Raw genomic sequence first — 16,661 nt, forward strand, 5'->3', positions numbered from 1 at the left:
GCTGATTGATACATAAGTATACTAAAAAATATCAGCTGCCTTTCATTTTCTGTTTAACTTTTATCCAACTCAGTTGTTATACTATCTGGAGCCATGTGGATATCCACATTTTAAACCGTGCCCGGAAAAATAACTGCATATTTCGATTTCGCTGTCCGCTTTTTCCCTATTTCTTTCTGTCCGTTTTCTCCCTATTGCTACTGTCCTCTTTCTCCCCATTACTACTGTCCTCTTTCTCCCCATTACCGGACTTTTAAACACCTGGACTGGATCTGGCCTTAACAGATGCTTGTTACTCATCGGTTTATCCGCCCAAAACACAGTAGTTATGAAAGGTATTTATTCAGGAACCCTGCTTTTATTGGTCGCCCTTTGCAGCGCATGGCCGCTTTTTGCACAGGACATCGCGTATCAGCCACCTCACGCACCCCTTGATAAAACAACAGGAATAACCCTGCCGCACACCATCGCACAGGATTCTGCGGTACTGGTAAAAGGTAAGGTATCGGATCAGACAGGTACCCCGCTTATTGGGGTTACCATACGGTTGATGAATACTTCCTCAGGTACTACCAGCGGTCCTGATGGTACGTTCTCCCTGCGGGTGCCAAATGCCAATGTGGCCGTTTTGCAGGTGTCGTACATCGGGTATAAACCCGTAGATGTGCCGCTGTCGGGCAAAAGCACCATCGACATTGTGCTGGAATCCTCTTCCAAAGAACTGGAACAGGTAGTGGTGGTGGGATATGGTACCCAGAAGAAAAAAGATCTTACCGGGTCTATCACCTCGGTAAAAGGAGAGGAGCTGTCCAATCAGCCGGTAATGACCGCTACACAGGCTGCCCAGGGCAAGCTGGCAGGGGTGCAGATCATTACTTCCGGGGCACCCAATACACAACCACAGATCAAAGTGCGGGGTACCGGCTCCGTGCTGGCAGGGGCCAATCCCTTGTATGTGGTAGACGGGGTGCTGACAGATGATATCCGTAACATCAGCACCGCTGATATCCTCACCATGGACGTCCTGAAGGATGCATCGGCAGCCATCTATGGGGTGCGTGCAGCCAACGGCGTTATTATCATCACTACCCGCAAAGGGAAAATCGGAAAACCACAGGTAAGATATGATGGTAATGCAGGTTTCCGGCAGGCGGCCAACCTGGTAAAAATGGCCAACAGGAACCAATACATCGACTACCTGAAAGATGCGGCGCCGGATAAAAATCCTGCTGATCCCGTCACCTACGACGGTACTACCAACTGGTACGATGTGATCCTCCGCAACGCCTTCCAGATGAGCCATAATATATCCGTTTCCGGTGGTACGGAAAAACAAACCTATTATTTCAGCGGCGGATTTATTCAGGAAGATGGTATTGTGCAAACCAATTCCTTCAAGCGCTTTACCTTCCGTGCCAATAATGATATCAATATCTCCGATCAATGGAAATTCAGCTCACAGCTTTCCTACTCCCGTGCCGATGGCAGGGATGTGGACCTGAATGGTATCTATGGCAATATCTACCGGGCATCTCCTATTGTAATACCGGAAGAAGGCGGGCGATATGGAAATACCTCCGCCTGGGGGAATGTGGCCAACCCGTTATTATCCCTGGACAAACGCAACGACCGCCGCCAGGAAAGCAGGGTACAGGGAAATGTAGCCCTGGAATTTACCCCCGTCAAAGCACTGAAATTCCGCTCTGCTTTTAACGCAGACCTTAAATTCGGTAACGACCGTATTTATCTCTATAAATTTCTCAACGATGACAAAACGTTTTTAAATGCAGGGGGGAACCAGCGTCAGGAAAACAGTCAGCTGAACATGGAAGAAACCCGCTCACAGGGATGGATATGGGATAATACGGTCACCTATGATCAAACCTTCGGAAAACACTCCCTGACGCTGCTGGGCGGTGCGGTTACGGAAGGCTTTTACAGCACCTTCCTGAAAGGTGGCCGTATCAATGTGCCGGAAAGCCCGGACCAGTGGTACCTGGATCTGGGTAATACGGATCAGCAATCCACGCTGAACAACGGTGGCGATAAATATGCCCGCCAATCATTTGTAGGCCGTGTTAATTACGGATACGATAACCGCTACTTACTGAGTGCTTCTCTCCGCGCAGACGGCAGCTCCCGGTTTAAGGAAAAATGGGGTTACTTCCCCACCGTAGGATTAGGTTGGGTGATCTCTGAAGAGTCCTTTATGAAAGATCAAAAGCTGTTCGACTTCCTGAAACTACGGGGCAGCTGGGGCATCCTCGGCAATGATAACATCGCTTCCAACGCTTATATCACCACGGCTACGATCAATATCCCCTATTTCTTCGACAACAATATTGTACTGGGAGATGTGATCCAGGATATCAAAGACAGCAACCTGAAATGGGAATCTACCAACCAGTTTGATATAGGTGTAGAATTCAGTGTGCTCAACAGCCGGCTGAGCGGTCAGCTGGATTACTACCATAAACGCACCAACGATGCGCTCACCATTGTGGCTATACCGGGTATCCTCGGTGATCCCGATAATGCGTTCATCACCAACGCGGCATCTTTCAAAAATTCCGGTTTTGAGCTGGCATTGAACTGGAAAGATAACATCAGCGAAGACTTTACTTATAACATCGGGGCTAATGGTACTTTCAACAAAAACGAGCTGACCGGATTAAATGGCGGTCAGGCGCTGCTGGGTGGTAATGTAGGACAGCAGAGCTTTGTAACCCGCACCGACAACGGGCACGAAGTGGGGAGCTTTTATGTGTACAAAGCATTAGGCATCTTCCAGAGCCAGGAAGAGATCGATAATTATAAAAATAAAGATGGTACCGTGATACAACCTAATGCCAAACCCGGCGACCTGAAATATGAAGACCGTGATGGCAATGGGGTGATAGATGCACAGGATAAAGAATACAGCGGGTCCTATCAGCCTAAATTTTATTACGGGTTTAACCTGGGCCTTACTTACAAAGGGCTGGACTTTGGGGCTAACTTCTACGGCAATACGGGCAATAAAATATACAATGGGAAAAAGGCGTACCGGGTAGAAGCACCGGATAACATTGAATCCAAATATGCCGACAACCGCTGGAAGGCAGACCGTCCTTCCAATACCGATCCGCGGGTGATAGACAGGGCCACGCCTTCCTCTACCTATTTTGTAGAGTCCGGCGCTTTTTTACGTCTGAATAATCTTACCCTGGGTTATACCCTTAAACCAGATAAGTTAAAAGCCATCGGCATCAGCAATTTCCGGGTATATGCTACCGCGCAGAATTTATTTACCATCAAGCAATTTTCCGGCTTTACGCCTGATCTGCCGGGAGGTAAGATAGATGACGCGAACAGTACCAGCAACAAAAGCGGGATACTGGATTCGGGCATTGAATTTAATGCATATCCTACCACCAGGACTTATTCTTTTGGTGTAAATGTGACCTTCTAAAAATTGTATTATGAACACACATAGCAATATTATATGGAAAGTGGCCGGGGTAGGGTTGATCATCAGCCTGGTGATTATGTCCTGCAAAAAATACCTGGAAGTAGCGCCACAGGCATTGATAGAAGAAGAGGCCATCAAAAATGATCCCCAGGCAGCAGAAGCGCTGGTAACCGGCGTGTATAACGGGTTGTGGAATAGCGGGATGCATGGCTTCTCTTATGTGGGGATGACCAACATCGCTTCCGACGATGCTGATAAAGGAAGTAATGCTACTGATAATGCGGATAATGTGGGAACCTTCGATAGGCTGTCGATGACCCCCAGCGTAAATGCTTTAAATGATTTGTGGACCGGTTATTTCCGGGGAGTGGTACGGGCTAATCAGGCATTGGATAAATTGCCGCTCAGCCCGGCTGCTGAAGATGTGAAAAAGCGCCTGGAGGGAGAAGTACGTTTTATAAGAGGATTGCTGTATTTTGACCTGGTGCGTTTCTTTGGCAAGCTGCCCAAGCTGGACCGGGTACCTGCCACAGAGGAAGCGAATAGTGATAAGTTCCAGGTGCGGGCCAGCGTAGACAGTATTTACGATTTCATTATTTCCGACCTGGAATTTGCGCTGGCCAACCTGCCCATAAAAGGCGCTCCCGGTACACAGGTGGGCAGAGCCACAAAGGGCGCCGCTGCCGGGTTGCTGGCCAAGGTATTTCTGTACCGCCAGAACTACCAGCGGGCATTCAGCCTGTCGGATTCTATTGTTACCCAAAAGCTGGGCGACTATGGCCTGCTGGATGATTACGCCAGCATCTGGCGCGAAACAGGGGCCAACGGAAGGGAATCCCTGTTTGAAGTACAAACGGGTATCAATGCCAACTGTGACGGCGCTATCGGTTCCTATGTAGTATGCCAGGGACCCCGTGCGGGCGGCAAAGGCGGATGGGCTGATCTGGGATGGGGATTTGGCGGGCCTTCCCAAAGCCTGATTGATGCCTACGAACCAGGCGACAAAAGAAAGGCTGCTACCGTGATTTTTATCAATCCTGGTGGCACCGTACTATGGGATGGTTTCCGTATACCCGGTAAGGATAGTGTGGAAAACCTCCGCTATAATTACAAGGCTTATCATAGCCGGGGAGCGGAGAAAAATTGCGGTAAAGTGGATTACCTGCCTAAAAATCTGCGGATATTGCGCTTTGGCGAAATAAAACTGATCCATGCAGAAGCCGCTTTAGCCATCGGTAATGCAGGTGCTGCTATCAAAGATATCAGTGACCTCCGCATCCGCGCAGGATTCCCTACAGGCGTAACCTCCGTTACCAGAGAAACTATCTGGAAAGAAAGAAGGGTGGAAATGGCAATGGAACATGACCGCTTCTTTGACCTTGTCCGTCAGAATAAAATTGTTCCGGGCCGCGCTGCCAGCGAATTTGCGAAAGATGGTAAAGTATTTACTGCCAACAAAAACGAAATATTCCCCATCCCCCAGCAACAGATCGATCTGAGCCAAGGTAAGATGGACCAGAATGAGGGATATAATTAAGGAGATGTTGGCTATTAGCTATTGGCTATTAGCTATTGTGTTTTGTTATAGAGGGATTAGCTGTTGGCGACTACCTTTTAGCACCATGTTATGTTCTTTTAAATCATCGTTCAATGATTAAAATTGATTTTCGCTTTTTCAGCAAAACACAATACCTGACAGTTAATAGCCAACTGCTAATAGCTATTAAATCAATCTTTCGCTTTTTCAGCAAAACACAACAGCTAATAGCTAAAAGCCAACAGCTAATAGCTTTATGTTTGCTCTGCTCCCTGCCCACCATGGCGCAGCGCAAAGCGGCGCCGTTGGGAGATTCAGCTTTGTTAACAGCCGTACAGCACCGTACGTTTAATTATTTCTGGAAGTTTGGACATCCCGTATCGGGGTTAGCACCGGAGCGTACAGCAACACCTAATGTGGTAACGATCGGAGGATCTGGATTTGGGGTGATGGTCATACTGGTAGGTATTGAAAGAGGGTTTATCACACGGGAAGAAGGGGTAGACCGGCTGCTGAAAATAGTGAACTTCCTGGTAAAGGCAGATAGCTATCACGGGATGTGGGCGCATTGGCTGGATGGTACCACCGGCAAAACCATTGCTTTTAGCCGGAAGGATGATGGGGCAGATATTGTGGAATCTGCGTTTATGTTTCAGGGATTGCTGTGCGTACGGCAATATTTTTCAAAGGATACACCCAAAGAAAATGAGCTGCGCGACAAGATCGGCTGGCTATGGAATGATGCGGAATGGGACTGGTTTACCCGCGGAGGGCAGGACGTGTTGTACTGGCACTGGTCGCCCAATAACGGCTGGAGCATGAACCATCCCATCAAAGGATATAATGAATGCCTGATCACCTATGTGCTCGCAGCGGCATCGCCGAAGTTTGCCATCAGTCCGCAGGTATATCATCAGGGATGGGCTATGAGCAATACCTTTTTTAACGGAAAGACTTTTTATGGCATTACCTTGCCCCTGGGATTTGATTATGGGGGGCCCCTGTTCTTTGCCCATTACTCTTTTCTGGGACTAGATCCCCACGGACTGAAAGACCGTTATGCCGATTACTGGGAACAGAATAAAAATCATACGCTGATCAACCGGCAGTACTGTATAGAAAACCCAAAAAAATACAAAGGCTACAGCGCCGATTGCTGGGGGCTTACCGCCAGCGATAACCATGAATTCTATAGTGCACATTCTCCTGCAAACGACCTCGGCGTGATTACGCCTACTGCTGCATTATCCTCTTTCCCTTATACACCGGAATATTCCATGCAGGCGCTGAAATATTTTTATAATAAAGTAGGTGATAAACTATGGGGAGAATATGGTTTTTATGATGCCTTCAGCGAAACCAGCAATTGGTACGATCATCAATACCTGGCCATCGACCAGGGTCCTATTGTGGTAATGATAGAGAACTACCGCACCGGCCTCCTCTGGAAATTATTTATGTCCTGCCCGGAAGTAAAACAAGGCTTGCAAAAACTGGGATTTACCAGTCCGGCTATAAAAGCGTGAGGAGGCTGGTTGACTTAATTTGTTTGAGGTAATATGAATTACACAATTTCATTTACACATTGTATTGTTTTAACCCATCAGATAATGCCCCAATTTCTTGTTAAACTTAAAAGAAAGAATAAAGGCAATAAATTTCTTTGTGATGAAATTGACAAACTTTTGAAGGATCTGGAGGAGTTTAAGCCAACGCATTTTAAGTTAGGTGATATACGAAAGGATGCTGACTGTGTTCATAACGATGGCTTTTACTTTTTTAACATTAATATTCACCGTTCTTTAGTGTTAGTAGACTTTGATGATGAAGGAGAAGCGACTATAATATGGGTTGGATCTCATGATGAATATGAACGAACTTTTAAAAACAATAAGTCAACAATTGAAAGGTGGCTTAGACAAAATGGTTATATAGAATAATGAAAACGCATATGGATATTGAAAAGCTTATTGAGTCTGGTTCTATAAGGAATGAATTAGATTATGAGCGGGCAATGGTTGCTGATCGTAAGTTGCGTCTGCTTGCAAAAACAAGCGTTCATTTTAAGAATTTGCGAACTAAATTGAGAGATTTAATTAAAGTATATGAGAATCGGGTTTGGAGTGATGAGAATGCTGTGGGAAATGAATTGATATATCAAAGTGATCAAGCTGAATTGATTGCTGAGAAAGAAAGGGTATTTCTTGAAAAAAGAAAAAAGGCGATTCAGCATAAATTGAAAGATTTTAATTTAACGCAGGAGGAATTAGGGTTGTTGCTTGGACATAAGAGCAAAACTCATATGTCTGAACTAATTAATGGAATTAAACCTTTTACGCTTCAGGATCTTGTTATTATTAGCAAGATATTCAAAATAGATATTGAGACATTAATTCCTAAATTTCTCCCAATAGATAAGATAGATAGGATTAGTGCAACAATTGAAGAAATTAATAAGCCTAAACTGAATGAAGTGAAGGCGCAACTCTTTCTTGCATCGTAGCATGTCTTTCACACCTTTGAGATATTTAAAGCACTTTGTATAAGAAATACGATTGCTGTTGATAAGTATGTTAATACCTTTTACAGATATTTGTTTTTGTTAATATTATTACTATTTTTAGACTGCCTATGAAAATTTAGAGTTTTATGAACTGGATGAATGACCTATACCATGTTTACCAGAAGCTGGATATTGCCGGCTATCAACAAGTAAAGCAGGATATTTTAACCGCACAGATCACTGGCTGTAACAGTGGTGAAATCTATTACCTGATATTGCAACAACTGGTGCTGATCAAAAAAGAGCAGCCCGCTGTGTATGAACTCATTAAAAATGAAGCGGAAAGTATTATCCGCTCAGGAGGATTAGGATATGCAGCGTAATACGTAGCTTTTAGCTGTTGGCTTTTAGCTGTTAGCTTTTGTTCGTTATAATCAGCTCATATGCTGGACTTATAGCACATAGCTTAGGAAGTTATGCAGCTAGCAGTGCTTATCAATTCACAGTTTATCGTTCAGCAAGCTTTGCGTGGCTAAAAGCTAATAGCCAACAGCTAACAGCTTATCTCAACTCTCCCACGAGCTTCTGCACTTTCAGGTAGATGCTGGCATTTTCCGGTATTTTCAGCAGCCATTCCAGGCATAGCTGTTTGTTGCCTTGTTTGAGATAGCTGAGGGCGATATAAAAAACGGCGTCATATTGCAGCGCAGATTTGCCTTCGTAGATGGTGAGCAGATCGCGGCGGGCAGCATCTTGCTGGTCCAGCTCTACCAGGCATACACCGCGGTAATATCTTGCATTGGTATTCGTAGAATCTTTTGTGAGTACCTGTGTAAGCAGGGGAACGGCTTTATTGAAATACCGGGTGTTGAAGTAAGCCTCTGCACGGTCCAGCAGTTGTTCGGTAGCGAGGTTAGGATCATCTTCGTGCAGCATTTTAGTAGGCGCAAATTGCCGGTATATATTTTTGGACCAGGGGCTGAGAAACAGGAGCCCTGATAAACATATCGCCACTACTGCCGCCATGATCACCCATTTACGTATGGGCGACGGCGTGTGATCTTTCAGCGAAAACCAGGCCGTACGGTTTTCCAGTAATGTTTGCAGCAGGCCATCGCGGGTGCTGCCAGCCCATAGTTCCTGTTGCAGCAGTTTAAACACGATGGCGTAGCGTCGCAGCATTTCGCCGGTGAGCGGCGTGTTTTTGGCACGGGCTTCGAATGGCTCACGTTCGGCATCTGAAATATCGTGGGTAACAAGCTTGTCGGCCAGCTCATAATCATGATCCGGCACCTGACTCATTTGTTGGGCACCTGGCAATTGTTTGATCACCATTGCCATACAGGCCGCTCTTTTATGGTGGAGCTGTGCTTCCGGAATATTGGCTTTGGCCGCAATATCTGCCGGTATCAGATCGCTGAGCGACCAGCGCAGCAAGTCCTGGCATTCCTGGTCCTGTTGCAGATAGCTATGGTATATTTCCCGTCGTTTATCTCCTTCCTTAACAATATTGGTGATGTCCTGCATATTGGTACTGCTGATCACCAGCACCTCTTCCTGCTCCAGCCCTGGCATCCGTTGTCCTTTTTTTTCCAGTGCCTGCACCCATTTGCGTTTGCAGAGCAATTGCAGAAAAGGTTCAAAAGGAGATTGCAGGTCGAACGACCGGTAACGGGCATAGTAGTAAAGGTCCAGCAATGTTTCTTCAAAAAGATGTGCTGCATCTTTGGGGGTACCATTTTGCTGTAGAATGAATCTTTTTGCTTTGGGGGCATGCCGCCGGTAAATGTCTTCAATAATGGCAGGCGAGTTTTCAAGCAGTCCGTCTATATATTCCTGGTCGTTATGTAAGAGTCTGTCAGATAACATATGCAAGTTGCTTGGGTGTAATGCCGGGTCTTTGCTACTACTAAGTTATGGATAATCATAGTATTTAAAGACCATAAGTTATATACATAGCTAACGGTGAGATATAGTGACAGTATGTATTTGAAATAAGATAAATGCCGCTCCGGCGGTGAACAGCCACGTTCCTAAATCTCCGGGTGCAGGGCCGTGATCAGTTTTATTAATGTATTCTTCAGTGCTTCATTTTCTGCTTCCCCGATTACGCTCACATATACTTCCTGGATCTCATCTACACATTCAGATACGGTGATCATCAGTTTTTTACCTTTTTCACTCAGGAATATGACCACTGCACGGTTGTCCTTTTCATGTTTCCGCGTGAGGATATAACCTGCTGCTTCCAGGTTTTTGACCACTTTACTCATGGCCTGTTTGGAAATCCGGGCCTTTTTAGCCAGGTCGTTGTTGATGGTACCCTCCGGCTGGATATTGGCTAACAAAACCATATCTCCCAGTTTAAAATCAGGGTATCCTCTTTCCTGTAATTTCTCGGTGAGCCGCCAATCCAGGTCCTTTTTTGTAATGCTTAGCAAACGGAGCAGACTCCGTGGACGCTTCTGCATACATGCCTGTAACTTTAAATCTGTTGGATTGCTCATGATTATCAATGGTTTAAGCTATTTGACCGGTATAGTCCAGGAAAGTACTACCCTGTATCCCGGTAATAATACAAAATTAAAAAAAAATTAAAAATAGTCAACTAGTTTGTCTATTTGGTAAACCTGGTTTACCTTTGCGTCCGAAATACACACTTTTACAATGGAAACAACGAAGACAGCGCCCCAAAAGGGCAGGTTAATGGTCCGGATCATCTTTCTCATCATATTAGTACTGGGAGGCATTTTTGGCTTCCGTCAGTGGAATTATGCCCGTCATCATGAAACAACAGACAACGCCCAGGTAGAGGGCTTTTCTGCCCCCGTAATAGCCCGGGTAGCAGGTTATGTAGACCTGGTAAACGTACAGGATTACGGGCAGGTGAAAAAGGGGGATACCCTGGTCAATATTGACGCAGAGGAATATAAAATAGCCGTACAGCAGGCAGAAGCAGATTATCAGCAGGCCCTGGCCGACCTGTTATCAGCAAAAGCCTCGCAGCTGAACGCAGGTGCTAATCTCCGCCTGGTACAGGCTAATGCGCAGGTAGCCCTGGTAAAAAAGGACAAAGCGGATGCCGACCTGCGGAGAGATCAAAGCCTCTTTAATGATCAGGCTATCACCAATCGCCAGCTGGACGATACCAAAGCCGGGAGTCTTACCCACAACAAAGAATACCTGGCGGCACAAAATCAGATCAGCCTGGCACAGTCCAGCATAGAAGTAGCTGGTACCACTATTAAAAAACAGGAAGCCATCGTAGCCAGCAAAAAAGCCATGCTCGACCAGGCCAGACTGAAATTATCCTACACCTCCCTGTTTGCCAATATCAATGGCCGCATCGGTAAAAAGAATGTAGAACCCGGACAGTATGTACAGGCCGGACAAGCACTATTTACGATTGTGGATGACAAAGGCTTTTATGTAGTGGCCAATTTTAAAGAAACACAGCTGGAAAATATTAAAGTAGGACAGGAAGCAGAGATAGCGGTAGACAGTTATCCCGACCTGCACATCAAAGGGCGTGTAAGCGATATTTCCCGCGCCACCGGTGCTAAATTCTCCCTGCTTCCTCCGGATAATGCGACCGGCAATTTTGTGAAAATAGTACAGCGGGTACCCGTGAAGATCAGCATAGACAATGTAGGAGAATACCTCAATATCCTGCGTGCCGGTTTAAGTGTGGACGTGGCTTTAAAATATTAATCAGATGGCTACGCCAAAAGGGTTTGCAAAATTTGTCATTGTCACTACCGTGATATCAGCTACCATGCTGGAGCTGATAGATACCACGATCGTCAATGTAGCCTTGTCGCAGATCAGCGGCAACCTGGGCGCCACTATTGAGGATGCTTCCTGGATTGTGACGGCCTACGCTATTGCCAACGTGATCATTATTCCCATGACGGGGTTCCTGGCTTCTTATTTTGGCCGGAAGAACTACTACCTGGGATCCATTATACTTTTCACCTTCGCCTCCTTTATGTGCGGCAACGCCAACGGGTTGTGGGAGCTGGTGGCCTGGCGCTTTATCCAGGGGGTAGGCGGCGGTGCGCTGTTATCCACTTCACAGGCCATCCTCTTTGATGCCTTTGAAGTGTCTGAAAGGCCCAAAGCTTCTGCCTTATTCGGTATGGGCGTGATCATTGGTCCTACCATCGGGCCTACACTGGGCGGGTATATTGTAGACAACTTCCACTGGTCGTTCATCTTTGATATCAACGTACCCGTAGGGATCATTGCTGCTTTCCTGGTATATACTTTTATTGAGAAACAACCACATGAATATAACATAGACCGCAAGGCCATTAAGATCGATTACATCGGGATCGCCCTGCTGATCGTATGGGTAGGCGCCTTACAGTACATCCTGGAAAGAGGACAAACGGAAGACTGGTTTGCCGCAAAACATATTGTGGTATTAACGGTGGCGGCTATTGTATCCTTTGTAGGATTTCTCTGGTGGGAATTAAAAACAGATCATCCGGCAGTGAACCTGAAAGTGCTGAAAAACCGGACGCTGGCGATTACCACCATCCTTACATTTATCATGGGGGTAGGGATGTATTGTTCCATGTTCGTATACCCGGTATGGATGCAGCGGATCATGGGATATACCCCTACGCTTACCGGTGAATCCTTATTTCCCGGTGCTATCATGGCCGCTGTGATGATGCCGCTGGTAGGGAAAGCCATCCAAAGGGGCGTACCTCCCAAATACCTGATTACAACAGGTTTTACGCTGTTTGCCTTCTTTTGTTTCTGGATGTCTTTTGCCAGCGGAGATGCGGGCGTTACCTTCTTTTTCCTGCCATTATTATTGCGCGGATTAGGGGCGGCGATGCTGAGCGTACCGCTGACCAATCAGGCCGTGTCCGGATTAACACCGCTGGAAATGCCGCAGGGGATCGCAGTCAATAATATGATGCGGCAGCTGGGTGGGTCGTTCGGTATTGCTTTTATGAACACTTATGTGGCCCGGCAATATCAGGAGCACCGGATGCAATTACTCAACTATGTAACAACAGATAATCCGATTGCCACAGAAAGGGTGCAGCAATATGCAGCCGGTATGGTGGCAAAAGGAGGGATGACCGCTGCGCAGGCACACCAGAGTGGATTAACGATGCTGGAAGGACTGGTGAACAAGCACGCCTATGTGCTTACTTACCTGGATGCATTCCGGTTGGTAGGTATTTTCTTCATCTGCGTACTGCCCCTGATGTTTTTTGTTAAAACGCGGAGCCTGAGTGCAGCCGCTATGAAAGAAGCTGCGGAGCATGCGCATTAATACATGCCGGTGAGCAGGAACATGCTCATCTATTTTATTACAAAGATCAGATCATGAAAAAGATAATACTTACATTTTTAATAGCAGGTATGCTGGCCACCACCGGAGTGCACGCACAACAGGCCATGCTGATGGAAATGCCTGCTACGCCAGTCACAGCAAGTACACCGGCACAACAGGAACAAAGCACTGCATCCGTGAGTACGGATACGCCTATAGAAATTACTGCGCAGGCAGTGCCATCCGACTTACTGGAAATGATACAGCAATCTTTCGGGCATTATGCACAGCTCAAATCATTGTATGTACAGCAAAAAATAGCAGCAGATAAAACGCAGCTGACTAAAACCAGCCGTATGCCGGATATCAACGGATCAGCAGGATATAACCATCTGTACCCCGTTTCCAAGATAGCCTTACCAGGTAGTGATGCTACCTTCCAGGCTTTTCCGGCAGAGAACTATAATATCGGTGTCAGCGGACGGCAGCTGCTGCTCGACTTTGGTAAGTCCGGTGGTGCCGTGAATGAATCTATCGCTGCACAAAACCTGCTCCAGCTACAAACGGAAGAAGCCAGGGAAACGCTGGCTTACCAGGTAGCCAATGTATACCTGAACATCGCATTTGTAAATCAGAATATAGGCGTACAGGATGCCAACATCCAACTATTGGAAGAAACGGAAAAGATCGTGAGTCAGAAATTAAAACATGGAGATGCGATAGATCTGGACCTGTTGAATACGAAGGTAAAACTGGAAAGCTACCGTAATAAGAAGATCGACTTTGAGAACCAACTAAAGAAACAGGTAGCTATTTTACAATACCTCACCGGAGCTGCTGCGTCCGGCGTGGTAAAAGCAGACTTTAACTGGCCGGCAGCACCGGAAAACATTACCGGGAGTGCAGATGTGGCCAACAGTAACGCAGCTATCAGAACAGCCCTGGAACAGGAGAAGGTAGCAGCGCTGGCATTAAAAACGGCTAAAACACAGTATATGCCTTCTTTGTTCCTGGATGCTGGTACAGGATTTAAGAACGGCTACCTGCCCCAGCTGGGTGCCTTAAAGTATAACTACAGCGCAGGGGTTACTTTGTCGGTGCCCATTTTTCATGGAAAGAAACTGCATATACAGGAAAATATTGCTGCTCAGCAGATAGCGGTAGCTAAGCTGCATACGCAGGAGGTAACGGATAACCTGCAAAAAGATATTGCGGAAGCCAATGCAGATATACAAACCAGCAGGGAAAAGCTGATCACCTCGGAAGCGTTGTTGCAGCAGGCAGAAAGAGCCTTGCAGCTGGCACAGTCGAGGTACAGGAATGGGGTGATCACTTTTCTGGATTTGCAGAATGCGCAAACTTCCCAGCTGGAGGCGCAATTATCGAAGGTAGCATCACAATATCAGCTGTCAATAGCAGGATTGGCATTATTACATCTGACTGGCAACCAGTTTTGGAAATAGGCTTTTTGTTTTCGTAGTGTGTGTGGAGATCCCCGGCAAGTGTGTATAGCCGGGGATCATTTTTTTATGAGCTGAAATATTATAAAGCAGCAATAGTTTCCATTGGGATAAACATTTTACCGCTATCTGGTAAAAGAATGAAGCCATACTTTGCATAGAATTTTATGGCATCCTCATCTAATGGATTAACGACTACTGCAATTGAGCCAATAGTTAATGAATTTTCAAAGCTTCTTTTAAGGGCGTCTAATAATATCAATTCGCCCAGCCCCTGCCCTTTATAAGAGTTGTCAACCGCCAGCCGGCCCAATAAGGTAACAGGAAGATGGTGGTAGGCAGGGGGCATTTTTTTCAGAATATCCCCGGGAACTAATGCTTTATTTATGGATGAGCTGGATAAGGTGTAGTACCCTTTAATATAGTTGTCCTTATCTTCCAGAATGAAACAGGCAGATAATCTTTTCTTTACATCCTGTTTGGCCTGATAGTATAAATAACTATTGAGAAGGGGTTTCCCACAATCAAAATCTTTCTTTTTATGGTTGGTGTTTAGCTGAACGGTTAAATAACTCATGCCCCTTTAATCATTTTGTTATAGCGTTCTGCGGCACTTTTTAATTTCTTATTAGGTTTGCCCGGATTGGTAATTGCATCAAAGAAAATTTCCTGATCTTTTGTTGAAGCAATGATGGCATTATGTTTATCGACAATTTTTTCAGCCTGGAGCTTTGCGGAATAGATAACAAATTCGGATAAGGTTTTAAATCCACCTAATGCGGCTGCCTGCTCCAGGAATCCTTTCATTTCAGCCGACAACCTGGTATCAAACCTTGTCATGGTTGCTGCTTTCATAGTATTAAAGTTTTAAAGTGATACTGCAAATGTACGGAAATTTTCCGTACAAATATAATAATGAGGCACTTTTGAGAACAAAACGGGCTGACCGTATGGTCAGCCCGTTGTTAATTTATTTTTCGGAAAAGTGCTGGACTTTGCTTTCCAGTAAGCGCGTGTTTCTGATTCCCACCTTAAAGACTCTCGAAGGAGTAGCTTTAAAGCTTGACTTTCATTTACCGGTATGGGAGGCCCTCACAATCCCCATTTCGAGTCCGCGTAATTCTGCCAGTCCGCGCAGGCGTCCGATAGCACTGTATCCGGGGTTTGTTTTTTTGTGGAGGTCGTCCAGCATCTGGTGGCCATGATCCGGCCGCATAGGAATGGACGCACCGCGTTTAGCCATTACGCCCAGGATATTTTTGACTACTGCATACATATCTACATCACCTTCCAGGTGCGCCGCCTCATGGAAATTGCCGAGGTTGTCGCGTTGTGTGCTGCGCAGGTGCAAAAAATGAATATGATCACCCAGGCGTTCAATCATGCCGGGCAGGTCGTTATCCGCACGTGCGCCATAGGAGCCGGTGCAAAAGCACAGGCCATTGGACGCATAGGGTGCAGCTGCAAGCAGTTCGCGTGCATCCTGTTCTGTACTCACCACCCTGGGCAGGCCCAGGATAGGAAACGGAGGATCATCCGGATGGATCGCCAGTTTAACACCTGCCTCTTCCGCTACCGGAGCTATCTGCTGGAGGAAATAGAACAGGTGTAATTTGAGCTGGGTAGCATCAATGCCTTTATATTTATCCAGGGCAGCCTGGAATTGTTGCAGGGTAAAGCTTTCTTCGGAGCCGGGCAGGCCGGCAATGATATTTTGCTGGAGTTGCATTTTCTCAGCCGCCGTCATGCTGTCAAAATGCTCTTTTGCCCTCGCAATATCGATAGGATCGTAATCATTTTCGGCACCGGGTCTTTCCAGCATAAAGAGGTCAAATGCCATGAAAGCTGCTTTTTCAAATCGCAGCGCTTTGGAACCATCTTCCAGGGTATAGGCCAGGTCGGTACGGGTCCAGTCGAGCACCGGCATAAAGTTGTATGTAACCGTACGGATACCACAGGCGCCCAGGTTGCGGATACTTTGCTGGTAATGCTGGATATATTCTTTAAAGCGGCCGCTTTGTGTTTTGATATCTTCGTGTACGGGTACGCTTTCTACGACTGACCAGGTAAGTCCGGCTGCTTCAATGACAGCCTTGCGTTTTAAAATCTCTTCTTTCGTCCATACCACGCCATTGGCTATATGGTGTAGTGCCGTTACAATACCCGTGGCACCTGCTTGTCTGATATCCTGCAGGCTTACCGGATCCTTGGGGCCAAACCAACGCCATGTTTGTTCCATTCTCAACATACTCTGATTGCTTTTAGATCTGAATTTTGTCTGCTTCCAAACCCCAAAAATAGAATCTCTTCTCACATATACAAATAATATTTTTGAGCTATTAGCTATTAGCTATTAGCTTTTAGCCATTGTGTTTTGTTTGAGAGCTATTGGCTATTAGCAGTTAGCAGTTAGC

General features: G+C 46.1%; 14 protein-coding genes. 9 read left to right on the forward strand and 5 right to left on the reverse strand.

Annotated features, from left to right (window positions below):
• Positions 1–328 precede the first annotated feature (328 nt).
• From ABR189_RS22660 to ABR189_RS22685, 6 genes are all read left to right on the forward strand, one after another.
• Positions 329–3,451, forward strand: coding sequence for a SusC/RagA family TonB-linked outer membrane protein (locus ABR189_RS22660; protein WP_354662771.1), 3,123 nt, complete (start codon positions 329–331; stop codon positions 3,449–3,451).
• Between the two features lie 10 nt (positions 3,452–3,461).
• Positions 3,462–4,988 carry a RagB/SusD family nutrient uptake outer membrane protein gene (locus ABR189_RS22665; protein ID WP_354662772.1) on the forward strand — a complete coding sequence of 509 codons (1,527 nt, stop codon included), beginning with the start codon at positions 3,462–3,464 and terminating at the stop codon, positions 4,986–4,988.
• 113 nt (positions 4,989–5,101) lie between these two features.
• The gene (locus ABR189_RS22670; RefSeq protein WP_354662773.1) at positions 5,102–6,514 is read left to right on the forward strand and encodes a glucoamylase family protein; all 1,413 of its coding nucleotides are present in this window, start codon (positions 5,102–5,104) and stop codon (positions 6,512–6,514) included.
• An 84-nt stretch (positions 6,515–6,598) separates the two neighbouring features.
• Positions 6,599–6,928, forward strand: a complete 330-nt coding sequence (locus ABR189_RS22675; RefSeq protein WP_354662774.1) for a type II toxin-antitoxin system HigB family toxin — start codon at positions 6,599–6,601, stop codon at positions 6,926–6,928.
• Positions 6,928–7,491 carry a helix-turn-helix domain-containing protein gene (locus ABR189_RS22680; protein WP_354662775.1) on the forward strand — a complete coding sequence of 188 codons (564 nt, stop codon included), beginning with the start codon at positions 6,928–6,930 and terminating at the stop codon, positions 7,489–7,491. The genes ABR189_RS22675 and ABR189_RS22680 overlap by 1 nt, the downstream gene beginning before the upstream one ends.
• A gap of 146 nt (positions 7,492–7,637) precedes the next feature.
• Positions 7,638–7,874 carry a hypothetical protein gene (locus tag ABR189_RS22685; protein WP_354662776.1) on the forward strand — a complete coding sequence of 79 codons (237 nt, stop codon included), beginning with the start codon at positions 7,638–7,640 and terminating at the stop codon, positions 7,872–7,874.
• 178 nt (positions 7,875–8,052) lie between these two features.
• Here ABR189_RS22685 and ABR189_RS22690 read toward each other — a convergent pair whose 3' ends face one another.
• Both ABR189_RS22690 and ABR189_RS22695 read right to left on the reverse strand, forming a co-directional pair.
• Entirely contained in the window at positions 8,053–9,360 is a 1,308-nt protein-coding gene (locus ABR189_RS22690) for a hypothetical protein (RefSeq protein ID WP_354662777.1), read from the reverse strand.
• Positions 9,361–9,524: 164 nt separating this feature from the next.
• Positions 9,525–9,998, reverse strand: a complete 474-nt coding sequence (locus ABR189_RS22695; RefSeq protein WP_354662778.1) for a MarR family winged helix-turn-helix transcriptional regulator — start codon at positions 9,996–9,998, stop codon at positions 9,525–9,527.
• Between the two features lie 160 nt (positions 9,999–10,158).
• On the opposite strand from ABR189_RS22695, the gene ABR189_RS22700 reads away from it, so the two are divergent.
• Genes ABR189_RS22700 through ABR189_RS22710 form a run of 3 tightly spaced genes read left to right on the forward strand, consistent with a single transcriptional unit; the run spans position 10,159 to position 14,250 of the window.
• Positions 10,159–11,202, forward strand: coding sequence for an HlyD family secretion protein (locus ABR189_RS22700; protein WP_354662779.1), 1,044 nt, complete (start codon positions 10,159–10,161; stop codon positions 11,200–11,202).
• 4 nt (positions 11,203–11,206) lie between these two features.
• Complete coding sequence (locus ABR189_RS22705) at positions 11,207–12,787, forward strand: DHA2 family efflux MFS transporter permease subunit (RefSeq protein WP_354662780.1); 1,581 nt, start codon at positions 11,207–11,209, stop codon at positions 12,785–12,787.
• Between the two features lie 53 nt (positions 12,788–12,840).
• Positions 12,841–14,250: a TolC family protein gene (locus ABR189_RS22710; protein ID WP_354662781.1), complete on the forward strand. Its 1,410-nt coding sequence runs from the start codon at positions 12,841–12,843 to the stop codon at positions 14,248–14,250.
• Between the two features lie 79 nt (positions 14,251–14,329).
• Here ABR189_RS22710 and ABR189_RS22715 read toward each other — a convergent pair whose 3' ends face one another.
• The 3 genes from ABR189_RS22715 to uxuA all read right to left on the reverse strand — a co-directional run bounded on the left by ABR189_RS22715 (position 14,330) and on the right by uxuA (position 16,495).
• Positions 14,330–14,824: a GNAT family N-acetyltransferase gene (locus tag ABR189_RS22715; RefSeq protein ID WP_354662782.1), complete on the reverse strand. Its 495-nt coding sequence runs from the start codon at positions 14,822–14,824 to the stop codon at positions 14,330–14,332.
• Positions 14,821–15,102 carry a type II toxin-antitoxin system TacA family antitoxin gene (locus ABR189_RS22720; RefSeq protein ID WP_354662783.1) on the reverse strand — a complete coding sequence of 94 codons (282 nt, stop codon included), beginning with the start codon at positions 15,100–15,102 and terminating at the stop codon, positions 14,821–14,823. The genes ABR189_RS22715 and ABR189_RS22720 overlap by 4 nt, the downstream gene beginning before the upstream one ends.
• A 214-nt stretch (positions 15,103–15,316) precedes the next feature.
• The gene (gene uxuA / locus ABR189_RS22725; RefSeq protein WP_354662784.1) at positions 15,317–16,495 is read right to left on the reverse strand and encodes a mannonate dehydratase; all 1,179 of its coding nucleotides are present in this window, start codon (positions 16,493–16,495) and stop codon (positions 15,317–15,319) included.
• Positions 16,496–16,661: the final 166 nt, after the last annotated feature.

Origin of the sequence: Chitinophaga sp. H8, from assembly GCF_040567655.1 — a bacterium.
GTDB classification, from domain to species: Bacteria; Bacteroidota; Bacteroidia; order Chitinophagales; family Chitinophagaceae; genus Chitinophaga; species Chitinophaga defluvii.